We start from the raw sequence: 11,642 nt of genomic DNA, 5'->3' as shown, positions 1-11,642 counted from the left end.
CTTATTGATCAGATCAGGGGGGACGGCACGAAACCGACAAGACCGGCGTCGAGCCTGCGGGCAAAAGCGATCAGCGCCGCCTCGCTATGGGGTGGGCCAACCAGCTGCACCGCCACGGGCATGCCCTCAGCATCCAGCCCCACCGGAATGCTGATCGCGGGCAGGCCGGAAATATTGGCAAGGCCAGTGAAGGCCGACTGGGTTGCGGGGGGACGAGCGCTGTGGCGGAAGGCCGTCTGCGGAGCCGTCGGCATCAGCAATATGCCATCCTCGCCAACGGCGTCGCGCACCGCCACCCGCGTGCGGGCAAGGATTTGCTGGGCGCGGGCCACATCCTCGTCAGACCGGCCTTCGGCATAATCGAGCATGAAGCGCAACTCATCCGACAGCTGATCGGCAGCCTCCGTCCGCGTCGCGCCAAGATGCGTGATGAGTTCGCGAGCCGCGAAGACAAAGCCCGCAAAGCGCACGTCCGTAGCGCTATCCGCCAGCTTGAGCGACCGTCGGGGCAGGTTGTCAACCAGCGCCACCGCACGCTCATAAGCGGCGACAACGTCCGCCTCGCAAGCAAGGTCATCGAAATTGTCGAGCAGCACGAGACGCTTGGGCGTGGTCCCGGCATCGACGGCGCCGTTCAGCACCGCCAGCACCGCTGCCAGATCGTCGATCGACCGGGCGATCGGACCGATGCTGTCCAGCCGTTCGCTCAAGGGAACAAGTCCCTTGTCGGAGATTGCGCCCGGCGTCGGCTTGATCCCGTAGACACCATTATAGGCGGCCGGAATGCGCACCGAACCCAGCGTATCGGTGCCCAGCGACGCGACGCACAGCCCCGCCGACACCGCAGCGCCGCTGCCGCCCGAAGAACCGCCCGGCGTATAGCCTTCTCGGTGGGGATTGATGGTCTGGCCGAACCAGGGATTGTCGGTCGTCGCGCCCAGCGCCGCTTCATGCATGTTAAGCGTGCCGAGGATGATCGCCCCGGCCGTCCGCAGCCGCGCCACAGCCTCCGCATCTTCGGCAGCGATGATGCCGCGCCGCGCCGCCATTCCGGCATTCCACTCCAGCCCCCTGACCGCGATGTTGGCCTTCACCCCAACCGGCACACCCTCCAGCACGCGGGCACGGCCTTCCGCAATCCGCTTACCGCTTTCCCCGGCCGCCACCACGGCGCCCGCGCGGTCGACCTCGACATAGGATCGGATCGCACCGTCATGGGCGGCGATGCGGGCGAGATAATGGTCGACGACCTTGGCGGGGGTGGTTTCGCCCGCCGCATAGGCCGCATGCAGCCCGGCTATGTCGAGACGATGCAATGGCGTCACGACTTGCGCTCATCGATCAGACGGATCGGCTTCTGCCGGACGTCGATCTGCGTCAGGGTCGCCGTATCGCCGGGACCCACCAGCTTCACCGACACCTCCACGCCCAGCCCCTGACGCAGCAGCCCTGCAAGCTGGCCTTCATCCGTGCTGCCACGGCTTTCGAGCGTGACCCGCATGTCGTCACGGCCCGCCCCGTCGCGCGAGACATGGCAGACGAACTCGCCCGTCAGGTCAGGGCGGTTTTCGATCAGCGAACCGATGGCATGGGGGAAGACGTTGATGCCGCGCAGCTTCACCATATTGTCGCTGCGTCCCTTGAAACCGGCGATCCGCTTGAAGGCGATGCCCGTCTGGTTGGCGCCGGTCAGTTCATGGGTGATGTCATGCGTGTTGAAACGGATGCAGGGCGCGATATCGTCCTTGAACAGGCAGGTCACGACCATGTCGCCGGTTTCGCCCGCACCCACGGCCGTACCCGTGTCGACATCCAGCAGTTCCAGATATTGCGCGTCCTCCCAAACATAGAGGCCGTCGCGTTCCGGACCTTCGCCCGCGATCGATCCGGTGTCGCCCACGCCATACCAGTCATAGGCCTTGGCCCCGCCCCATGCCTTTTCGACGCTGGAACGATCTTCCGTGCCCAGATGGCCGCAAATCATCTTGATGTTGATCTTGTCGAGCAGGCCTTCCGCCTCGGCCACCTCGGCCAGCTTGCGGATATAGTCGATGAAGCCCATCAGCACCGACACGTTGAAATCCGCCATCAACCCGACCTGATTGATCGATCGCGTTTCGATGCCGGTGCCCGCCGACAGGAAGATGGAGTTGGTGAAATGGGTCACCGCCTCACGGATATAATGGCCGCCATTGATCATGCCATGGCCATAGACCGACTGCACGACGTCGCCGGGGCTTACCCCCTGCCAGCGATACATGCGCCCAACGAGCAGGTTGGTGATCTCGCGCCCCTTGGGACCGAACAGCAGCGCCTGCGGCCGCCCAGTGGTGCCCGACGTGGTGTGGAAGATCGTCGGCGGACGATCCGCACCGCCGAGGCCTGCGAAATCGCCATAGGGCGGATGGTCGGCGATAGAGGCCATCAGGTCGGTCTTGTCATAGACCGGCAGCTTCACAATGTCCTCAAGGCCGCAGATATCGCCCGCTTCTATGCCCTTGGCGCCCCAAAGACGCTGGTAGAAGGGGATTTCCCAGCCGCGCTTCATCAGCTTGAGGAACCGTTCATTCTGGAGCGCGTGCAGTTCGTCACGGCTCATCCCGGTATAGCGCGCGACAAAGGCGTCACCCACCGGATAGTTCTGAAGCATCTGCTTGGCGTCGAAAGCTTCGAAATAGGTCGGGAAAGTCATGGTTGCTCCGGACGTGTGAAATAGGAAAGCGGATCGGAAAACAGGCGCGGATCGGGCTCGCTGGCGGCAAGTTCGCGGGCAAGACTACGCTTGGCCTGCGTCTGCGCGGGGCTCATCGCCGCGTCGGGATGGCCCAGCGTCGCGGAAATGACACGTTCCAGCACCGTGCCGTCGCTACGCGTCACCTCCAGCCGCTGCGGCGACAGGGCATTGGGATCGTCATTGCCGTCCAGCGTGATGACCAGCCTGCCCGCCAGCGCAGCGATCGCCGGATCGGCAAAGGTCACGGGCGTGAAGCGGCGCGGATCGATCCGCCCGTCGGTCAGCATCAACGCCACCAGCAGGGACAGGCAGAGCCGGGCATAAGCGGGCGTCATGTCCGCCTGGAACGGGCGCCCGACCAACCGCTGGATAAGGGGCGGCACGAACGCCTCGATCTTTACGACGGAGCCGGCATCCACATCCCCCTCGCGCAGCAGCGTGTCGAGCGTCGCGAGCACCGCATGGCTCGCCCGCCCCGACGGGAACGGCTTGATGCTGACTTCCGCGATCCGCCAGACCCGACCCAGCGCATCGGCATAGGGCGTCAGATCGCCCTCATCGAACAGCCGGAAATAGCCGAAGGGGCCCTCGAGCGCGTCATGCGGGCCGGTCAGCCCCGCCTTGACCAGATCGACCGCCGCGATGGCCGCCCGCGCCGCCCCTGCGATCTGGAGCGGCAGGGCAATAGATCCTTCGACATGCGCCTGCATCGTGCCTGCGCACTGCGAATAGGCAAGACCCAACACATCTTCCAGCCGGTCGACGCCGTCGATCCGGGCCACCGCCAGCGCGGAGCCGATGCAGCCTGCGGTTGCGGGCCGGAAAAAGCGCAGCGGCGTGTCCGCCGACAGGCCAAGGCCGCTCGCAATGTCCACGCCGATGGCCAGCGCCGTCAGCGCTTCGTCCGGATCGCATCCGCCGCGCCGATCGATCGCCGCCATGACGGAAGCGGTCACGGTGGACAGCGCATGGACCACGGCGGGCTCATGCACCGCATCCCATTCAAGACAATGAATCTGGAAGGCGTTGACAAAGGCCGCGCCCGCGGCGGGCAGGCGCATGCCCCGCGCAATCAGGCGGGCGTCGCTCCCGTGCCCCCAACTCCGCGCCGCAACCAGCACATTGTCGGCGCCCGGCGCGGTCGAACCGGCCGCCCCTGTCGCCAGCGTATCGCCCAGCAGGTGAAGCGCAGCCTCCCGCACCACCGGGGGAAGCCGGTGCCCGGCACGAACAAAATCAAGAATGCGATGCGTGGCGCTCAAAGCCAGCCCTCCAATATGCGCATGATGTCCGACACCCGATCGCCCTCAAGCGTGGCCACGATCATTTCGCTGGCCTCATCGATGTCGACGCCTCCCCATGCCATCAGCGCGCGGGCCTTTTCAACCACCCCGGCCTCGGACAAGGGCCGCTCCGGGTCCCCGCGCGCGTCGGCCAGCGTGATCCTGCCTTTCCCGCTCGACAGGGTGGCCCCGAAATGCGCTGGATAGGCGCGGGTCAGCGCCTCGCTCTCCACCACCGTCACCTGTCTGCGCGCATCGGCCAGCGCGGCAATCGCATCGGGTTCGAAGTCAGCAAGCTGCGGCACGCCCCGTTCCATGACGATGGCGACCGCATGTTGCAGCGAGAATTTCGCGTCGATCACGCTTTTCGGATCGGGCCGGTCGCAAAAGATGAGCGCATCGCGATAGGTGACGACCGTCACTGCCCCCTCCAGCGCGCCCATCGCCTTGAGTTCCAGCGCCGCGTCGATGGCGGGATGCGCATGGCGGCAGGCACCCCAGGGCTTGAAGCTCACCTGATCGATCCGCCAGCCCTCGCCCAGCACCAGCGGCTTTGGCGCGTCGCAGGTCGCGGCGAACAGCCCCTGCGGCCCCTCCAGGATGAAGCGCGGCCCGGTGATACCCATAACCGCGTGCCGGGCCGCTGCCGTGCCCGTCATCATCGCATGGGCCAGATGCCACTGCTTGGCCATGACCGGCTCATGCCGCATCTGCCAGAGGCCGCCCGTGACCGATCCCGCCAGCCCCAGCGCCGATACAAGCTGCGCCTCGCTTGCGTCGAGGCGGAATACTGCAGCGGCAGCAGCGCCAAAGCTGCCCGCCGTCGCCGTATTGTGCCAATAGGCATAATGCCGCCCGTCGAGCATCGCGCCGATCCCGATCATGGCCTCATAGCCCCGCACGCCCGCATCGAGCGCGTCGTCCAGCGCATCCCCGCCCATGCCGAGCACCGTGGGCCAGACCGCCGGGCCGGGATGCAGGATCGCCGTGCGATGGACATCGTCCATCTCCAACACATTGCCCAGCCACGCAGCCTTCTCGGCGGCCGCAGCACCTCTGCCCCCTGCCTGCAATCGAGCGACTTGGGATTGTCTTGCTCCTGCAACACAAGCCAGCCAATCCAGCAGGTGCAGCCTCGACTTTGTCCGGACAATTTTTTCTATCGGACGATGGAGATGCTGTGCAATGCGTTCAACTAGGCTATGGTCTACCGCAGTCATCGGATATACTCCGACACGTAACGAATTGGCAGGGGAGTGTGAATTTGTCGGCGGAAGTTCAAAAGGTTACGCAAAATGGTGGCAAGAAGCCACGCTATCAGGAACTTGCCGAGGATTTGCGCGCGGGAATTTTGCGTGGCGACTATCCCGATCCGGCGCATTTCCCCACCGAAAGCGTATTGTGTGCGCGCTACGGCGTCAGCCGCTTCACTGTGCGCGAAGCCCTTCGCTCGTTGCAGACCGAAGGCCTGATCCAGCGCAAGCGCGGATCGGGCACCGTAATCAAGCCCGCCTCGGCGCGCGGCGGCGCGCTTCACCAGCCGCTGTCCAACGTCGGCGAAATTCTGCAATATGCGCGCGACAGCCAAATTCATTTCACCACCATGGGACCGGCATCGCTGCCCAAGAAGTTCGCGGCTCATATTGCGGAGCCGATAAGCGGCCGCTGGTATCATTTTCGCGGCTTGCGCACCCGGCAGGGTCAGGCCGGGCCGATCGCCCTGACCGACGCCTATATTCATCCGGACCTTGAAGCTGCCGCACGAGAGATAAGGACGAACGAAGACACGCTTTTCCGCCAGCTTGAACGCCTTTCGGGTGTCAAGATCGCAACTGTGACGCAGGATATCCAGGCCGTCGCTGCCAGCGGCACGGTCGCGACGGAACTTGGCGTTCCGCGTCGCAGCCCCTGCCTTCGCATCCTGCGCTGCTATCTCGATGCCGAAGGCCGCATCCTGGAGATTTCCGCGAGCCACCATCCCGGTGACCGCTTCGCCTACACCATGCATATCGACGTCGAGTAACAAGGGTTCAGCCATCGGCGCCAAGCTCCGGCGCCGATGTCGGAACCCACGGCTTTTCCCCCGCGAAGCGAATGGGCGGCGCGATATGATGTGCCCCATCGGCCTCGACGATAAGCCCGCGTTCCGCGATATGAGGCTCCGAAAAAGCCTCTTGAAAATCAAGCACGGGGGAAAAGGCGACATCCTTTTCCGCGAACCAGGCAACCCACTGGTCGCGCGTCCGCGTGCGGAACGTCTCCCGCAGGAAACCGACCAGCGGGGCCTGCCCCTCACCCGGAGCCACCGCCCCGAGCGGAATGAGATCGGGCCGATCCAGCGCGTTCAGCAGGTTCGCGACGAACTTCAGTTCACGCCCGCCAAGCACGACATGCTTCCCGTCGGCAGTCTCATAGACATTGTAGAAGGCCGCGCCGCCCAGCGACCGCTGGCTGGCCGATCGCGGCGGTTCCCCACCAGCGATTGCGCCGCCTGCGATATGCGCGCACCAGGGCAGCATGGAATCGAACATGGCGACATCCACATAGTCGCCCCGGCCGCTCTTCTCCCGACCGATGAGCGCCATCAGCACCGCCGACAGCCCGGTCAACCCCGCCGCCATGTCGGCCGAAGGCGCGCCCGGCACCACCGGCATGCCATCAGGACCGTCATTGACCGACAGAAATCCTGCCATGGCCTGAACCGCCATGTCGTGCGCGGGATGATGGGCCAGCGCCCCGGCCTGCCCAAAGGCCGAGATCGAGCAATAAACGATGCGCGGATTGCGCGCCGACACCACATCATAGCTGAAGCCCAGCCGAGCGACGACGCCCGGCCGGAAGCCTTCGATGAACACATCCGCCTCATCGATCAGCGCCCAGAGCGCATCGCGCCCCGCATCGCTCTTGAGGTCGAGCGCGACGCTCTTCTTGCCCCGGTTGAGGTTGCGAAACCAGATCGACTGCCCCGCCTCGAAAGGAGCCTGTTCGCGGGCCGGCTCACCGCTCAGCGGCTCCACCTTCACGACTTCGGCCCCCTGATCCGCCATCATGACCGACAGCATCGGCCCTGGCAGGAACTGCGACAGGTCGACGACCTTTATCCCTGACAGCTTGCCCATGGGATCAGATCACCCCCTTCGCCTTGAAGGAGCCGATTTCATCCGCGTTGAAGCCGGCCTCCGCCAGTACCGCTTCGCTATCGGCGCCCAGCAACGGGGCCGCACGGTTCGGCAGGCGCTTTCCGTCCATGCGGATCGGGTTGGCGAGCACGCGCAACGCATCCCGATCAGGATGCGACACCGTGTCGATCATGCCGGTTTCCTGAAGATAGGGATTGTCGAGCGCTTGGTCGAGGCCATAGACCGGCGACACCGGCATGTGACCGGCAAGCCGTTCGACCCAGTGCGCCACCGGCTGCTCGCTGAAAATGCCGTCCAATATGACGGTCAGCACGTCGCGATTGGCCAGCCGGTCGGCGGGCGTCCCGAAACGGCGATCGGCGGCGAGTTCGGCATGACCGATGCGGTCGACCAGCACGTCCCAGAATTTGGGAAGCTGCGCCATCACGAACACCCAGCCGTCCGCCGCGCGGAACATCTGGCTCGGCGTGACAGACGGGTGCGCCGAACGCTCGACACGCTCAGTGACATCGCCTTCGTTCAGATACCAGACCGCCGGATAGCTGGTCTGATGGATGGCGGTGGACAGCAGGTCGACATCGACGTCCCGGCCAACACCCGAACGCTGTGCATCGACAAGCGCGCCCAGCAGACCGATGGTCATGATCGTGCCGGTCATGAAATCGACCAGCGACAGACCCGCACGCGTCGGCGGCGCATCCGGCTCACCCGTCAGCGACAGCCAGCCCGCCTCCGCCTGCATCAGATAGTCATAGCCCGGCCAGCGCGCCCGCTCATTATCGCGGCCATAGGCGGAAAGATGAGCGCAAACGAGCGCGGGATTGACGTTCTTCAATTGCGCATAGGTCAGCCCGATCTTCACGGGCAGATCGCCGCGCAGATTATTGACGACGGCGTGGCTGGACGCAGCCAGCCGATGCAGGATCTGTTTACCCTCGACCGAATTGAGGTCGAGCGTCAGCGAACGCTTGTTGAGGTTGAAACTTTGGAAATAGAGGCTTTCGCCCTTGCGCAGATAATGCGGCCCCACCGCGCGGGCCGTGTCTCCGGCCTTGGGCGGTTCGATCTTGATGACCTCCGCCCCCATCTGCGCGAGAAACATGGTGCCGTACGGGCCGGCGCCATATTGTTCGGCGGACAGTATCCGATATCCTTCCAGGGGAAGTTTTCGCGTCACACCGGGTTCCTTTTCAGCCATTGCTTGGCGATGATCATTCGCTGCATTTCGTTGGTGCCCTCACCGATGCACATCAGCAAAGAGTCACGATAATAGCGCTCGATCTCATATTCCTTCGAATAGCTGTAGCCCCCGAAGATACGCATGGCTTCTTCCGAATTGCGGACGGCCGCCTCGGACGCGAAATATTTCGCCATACCCGCCTCCATGTCGCAGCGTTCGCCGCGATCATAGGCTTGGGCCGCCTGGCTGACCAGCAGCCGCGCCGCCTCGGCACGCGTCACCATCTCACCCAGTTTCAGTTGGATCGCCTGATGCTGCGCGATCGGCTTGCCCATCGTCTTGCGGAGCTGTGCATATTCGGTGGCCAGCCGCAGCGCCCCTTCCGCCAGCCCAACGCCACGCGACGCAACGTTGATCCGGCCCAGTTCGAGCCCGCCGGTAGCCTGGAAAAAGCCCTGCCCTTCAACGCCGCCGATCAGGTTCTCGGCCGGGATGCGATAATTGTCGAAGATCAGTTCCGCGGTATCAATAGACTTGTAACCCAGCTTATCGAACTTCTTGCCAACGGTGAAACCTTCACCCTTCGGCGCCATGAACAGGCTCATGCCCTTGTAGCGCGGTTCGGCCCGGGGATTGGTCTTCACCAGCAGCGCGATGCAACTGCCCTGAATGCCGTTGGTGATCCACGTCTTGGTGCCGTTGATGACATAATCGTCGCCATCGCGCACCGCATGGGTCCGGATCGCCTGAAGGTCGGTGCCCGCATCGGGCTCGGTCAGCCCCAGCCCGCCGCGAATCTCGCCGGTGGCGAATTTCGGCAACCATTCCTGCTTCTGCGCTTCGGTGCCGAAACGCTCGACTGCCGCAGCCATCATCAGGTGCGAATTGACGATTCCGGTAATCGCCATCCAATAGGATGAAATACGGGTGATGATCTTGGAATAGGTCGTCGCCGGCAGGCCAAGACCGCCATATTCCTGCCCGATGGTAGCGCCGAAGAGCCCCATTTCCTTCATCTGCTCCACCAGTTCGGCGGGCCAGATGTCGTTATGATCGTGATACATGACCACCGGGCGAACATCCCGTTCAATCCAGCGGTCAATGGTTTCCAGCAGAGCGGATTCGTCGTCGGGATCGATATGCCGCTGAATATGTTCAGACATTATGCTCTTTCCTCAATCGTCGACGGGGCCGAAACCACGCTTCCAGATCAGCATGGTTCGGTTGAAAGTGCAGACGATATCGCCATGCTGGTTCTTGCCGATCGTCTTGACGGTGACGATGCCCTGTTCCGGGCGGGAACTGGATTCGCGCTTCTTGATGACTTCGCTTTCGGCATAGATGGTGTCACCGGGGAACATCGGATGGGTCAGGCGGATATTGTCCCAGCCCAGATTCGCCACAGCCTTCTGGCTGACGTCCGAAACGCTCATGCCGACCATCAGCGCCACCGTCAGCGGCGAACAGACCAGCGGCTTCTTGAACTCGGTCTTCTTGGCAAATTCATAATCGAAATGCGCCGGATGCGTGTTCATCGTCAGCAGCGTGAACTGCACATTATCGGCATCGGTGATGGTGCGTCCGGGACGGTGCTCATAGATATGGCCGACCACGAAGTCTTCATAATAGCGTCCGAAAGTTTCACGGAAGCGCCCGGGGCTGACTTCTACAACGCCTTCACGCATCTTGATTGCTCCGCATTGCCAATATCCTTTGGTAGCGCCGCATGATCGGTGTTTCGAGCATGCGGCCGTTGAAACGAATTGCAGCACCACCGGCTGCATCAAAAACCCTTTGCGCCTCTTCCGCCTCGGCAATCTGTTCGGCCGTCGGACGGAATGTCGCGTTGATGATGTCCACCTGCGCGGGATGGATCGCCGCCTTGCCGGTAAAGCCGAGCGCCTTTGCGGCCTTCGCCTCGTCACGCAGCCCCTGCTCGTCATCGAGCGCGATGAAAGGCACGTCGATCGCCGGAACTCCCGCCCCAGCACAGGCCATCACAAAGGCGCCGCGCGCCGAACGCAACGGCTCCCATGCCAGCGCGACGCCCAGTTCGGCGGCAAGGTCGCCACCGCCGAACATCATCGCCACCACGCCGGGCGCGGCGGCGATTTCCGACGCCGCGCGCAGCCCCTTCACAGTCTCGATCAACGGCACGATTCCGGGCGTGCGTTTACCCAGAACCGACGCCATGATCCCGATCTCCACCGCGCTTTCCACCATGGGCACGAAGATCAGTGCGGGAAGCACTGACGCATCGGCGAGCGCGAGAAGATCTTCCAGACCCGCCCGTGTTGTCATGCCGTTGATCCGCAGGACGAGCCGTGCATCGCCCCTGCCGATCGCCGCGATAGCCGCCCCGCGCGCATGCCCCTTGGCCGGCTCAGGAACCGAATCCTCCAGGTCGATACAGACGGCGTCGGCATTGCTGGCCAGCGCCTTGCCATAACGCTCCAGCTTTGACCCGGGCACGAACAGCAATGTTGAAAGGCTGATGGGTGCGTTCACTGAGGAACCCCTCCTGTTGACGTCCTAATAAATTTGTCCGGACAACTTATAAGTCAAGCACAAAAGCGCCAGCCCCCGTTTTTCCGTCAGAATGGCTTCACCGTCCCAAGGTAGGAGGTGACAATCAACAGTCCATAAACGATGAACACCCACATGCGGGTCCGGTCCATGGTGCGACGCAGCGGCACCTCCGTCTCATCGCTCGACCCTTCCTTCAGCAGACGGCCGAGCTGCGGCCCCACCGGCTTGAACGCGACGTCGATCATGATCGCGGCTACGAAAATCAGCCCGAACAGCAGCGCCTTGGACGCAAGCCATTTCTCGGCCAGCGGCGCACCCGTCGCTAACGACACGATACCCAGGCCCAGATAGCCAACGGTGATCGCATTTTTGAGCCAGAATTCGATCTTCCGGTTACGCGCCGCACGCGGGGTCATGTCATGGAAATGCGCGTCCCAGACGAGCCAGAGCCAGAATAGCCCCGCCAGCCAGGCCCCCGCCAGCACCATGGACGGAACCGCCCAATAGCCGCCTAGCGTCACAACCGAAAGCGACACCGGCACCATCAGCGCCCATGCCGTCCGCGGCGTCATGTCGATCAGGACGAGCAGCTTCAGCAACGCGATTCGCTGATCCAGCGTGTAGAGATGACGCTTCCGAAAATGCTGCCCGGCAAGAAAGACGCCGACGTCGCCGCCGAGCCACAAAACAAAGAGAATCAAGTGAAAATAGACAAGGCTTGGGTAAGCCAGATCAGCGAGTGCCATCTAATTTTTCTCCTCCGTGGCTCAGGGCCG

Annotated in this window: 11 protein-coding genes; 1 reads left to right on the top strand and 10 read right to left on the bottom strand. The window is 63.4% G+C overall.

What is annotated here, in order from left to right:
* Positions 1–8: 8 nt before the first annotated feature.
* The 4 genes from F7P65_RS13965 to F7P65_RS13950 are packed head-to-tail and all read right to left on the bottom strand — an operon-like array spanning position 9 to position 5,237.
* Entirely contained in the window at positions 9–1,325 is a 1,317-nt protein-coding gene (locus tag F7P65_RS13965; protein ID WP_150292722.1) for an amidase, read from the bottom strand.
* Positions 1,322–2,692: a phenylacetate--CoA ligase family protein gene (locus F7P65_RS13960; protein ID WP_150292720.1), complete on the bottom strand. Its 1,371-nt coding sequence runs from the start codon at positions 2,690–2,692 to the stop codon at positions 1,322–1,324. The genes F7P65_RS13965 and F7P65_RS13960 overlap by 4 nt, the downstream gene beginning before the upstream one ends.
* Positions 2,689–3,996, bottom strand: coding sequence for an MmgE/PrpD family protein (locus F7P65_RS13955; protein WP_150292717.1), 1,308 nt, complete (start codon positions 3,994–3,996; stop codon positions 2,689–2,691). Before F7P65_RS13955 ends, F7P65_RS13960 begins: the two co-directional genes overlap by 4 nt.
* The gene (locus tag F7P65_RS13950) at positions 3,993–5,237 is read right to left on the bottom strand and encodes an MmgE/PrpD family protein (RefSeq protein ID WP_150292715.1); all 1,245 of its coding nucleotides are present in this window, start codon (positions 5,235–5,237) and stop codon (positions 3,993–3,995) included. Before F7P65_RS13950 ends, F7P65_RS13955 begins: the two co-directional genes overlap by 4 nt.
* Here F7P65_RS13950 and F7P65_RS13945 point away from each other — a divergent pair.
* Positions 5,198–6,040, top strand: coding sequence for a GntR family transcriptional regulator (locus tag F7P65_RS13945; protein WP_275897561.1), 843 nt, complete (start codon positions 5,198–5,200; stop codon positions 6,038–6,040). The genes F7P65_RS13950 and F7P65_RS13945 overlap by 40 nt on opposite strands.
* A 7-nt stretch (positions 6,041–6,047) precedes the next feature.
* On the opposite strand, the gene F7P65_RS13940 is transcribed toward F7P65_RS13945, so the two are convergent.
* The 6 genes from F7P65_RS13940 to F7P65_RS13915 form a co-directional block, all read right to left on the bottom strand.
* Entirely contained in the window at positions 6,048–7,136 is a 1,089-nt protein-coding gene (locus F7P65_RS13940; RefSeq protein ID WP_150292711.1) for a CaiB/BaiF CoA transferase family protein, read from the bottom strand.
* A gap of 4 nt (positions 7,137–7,140) precedes the next feature.
* Positions 7,141–8,334, bottom strand: a complete 1,194-nt coding sequence (locus F7P65_RS13935; protein WP_205452073.1) for a CaiB/BaiF CoA transferase family protein — start codon at positions 8,332–8,334, stop codon at positions 7,141–7,143.
* Entirely contained in the window at positions 8,331–9,500 is a 1,170-nt protein-coding gene (locus F7P65_RS13930; RefSeq protein WP_150292707.1) for an acyl-CoA dehydrogenase family protein, read from the bottom strand. Before F7P65_RS13930 ends, F7P65_RS13935 begins: the two co-directional genes overlap by 4 nt.
* A gap of 12 nt (positions 9,501–9,512) precedes the next feature.
* Complete coding sequence (locus F7P65_RS13925) at positions 9,513–10,022, bottom strand: MaoC family dehydratase (RefSeq protein ID WP_150292705.1); 510 nt, start codon at positions 10,020–10,022, stop codon at positions 9,513–9,515.
* On the bottom strand, positions 10,015–10,845 hold the full coding sequence (locus F7P65_RS13920) for an HpcH/HpaI aldolase/citrate lyase family protein (protein WP_150292703.1): 831 nt from the start codon (positions 10,843–10,845) through the stop codon (positions 10,015–10,017). The genes F7P65_RS13925 and F7P65_RS13920 overlap by 8 nt, the downstream gene beginning before the upstream one ends.
* Positions 10,846–10,931: 86 nt before the next feature.
* A complete protein-coding gene (locus tag F7P65_RS13915; protein ID WP_150292701.1) occupies positions 10,932–11,612 on the bottom strand; it encodes a hypothetical protein in 681 nt (226 codons plus the stop codon).
* Positions 11,613–11,642: the final 30 nt, after the last annotated feature.

Origin of the sequence: Sphingobium estronivorans (genome assembly GCF_008692605.1) — a bacterium.
Taxonomy (GTDB): domain Bacteria; phylum Pseudomonadota; class Alphaproteobacteria; order Sphingomonadales; family Sphingomonadaceae; genus Sphingobium; species Sphingobium estronivorans.
The sequence above is the reverse complement of the archived record's forward strand: the minus strand, read 5'-3'. Positions and strand labels throughout refer to the sequence as shown.

Excerpts from the sequence above, each read along its gene's own strand:
- F7P65_RS13960 (WP_150292720.1), bottom strand. The coding sequence starts at position 2,692 with ATGACTTTCCCGACCTATTTCGAAGCTTTCGACGCCAAGCAGATGCTT.
- F7P65_RS13950 (WP_150292715.1), bottom strand. The coding sequence starts at position 5,237 with ATGACTGCGGTAGACCATAGCCTAGTTGAACGCATTGCACAGCATCTC.
- F7P65_RS13940 (WP_150292711.1), bottom strand. The coding sequence starts at position 7,136 with ATGGGCAAGCTGTCAGGGATAAAGGTCGTCGACCTGTCGCAGTTCCTG.
- F7P65_RS13930 (WP_150292707.1), bottom strand. The coding sequence starts at position 9,500 with ATGTCTGAACATATTCAGCGGCATATCGATCCCGACGACGAATCCGCT.
- F7P65_RS13925 (WP_150292705.1), bottom strand. The coding sequence starts at position 10,022 with ATGCGTGAAGGCGTTGTAGAAGTCAGCCCCGGGCGCTTCCGTGAAACT.
- F7P65_RS13915 (WP_150292701.1), bottom strand. The coding sequence starts at position 11,612 with ATGGCACTCGCTGATCTGGCTTACCCAAGCCTTGTCTATTTTCACTTG.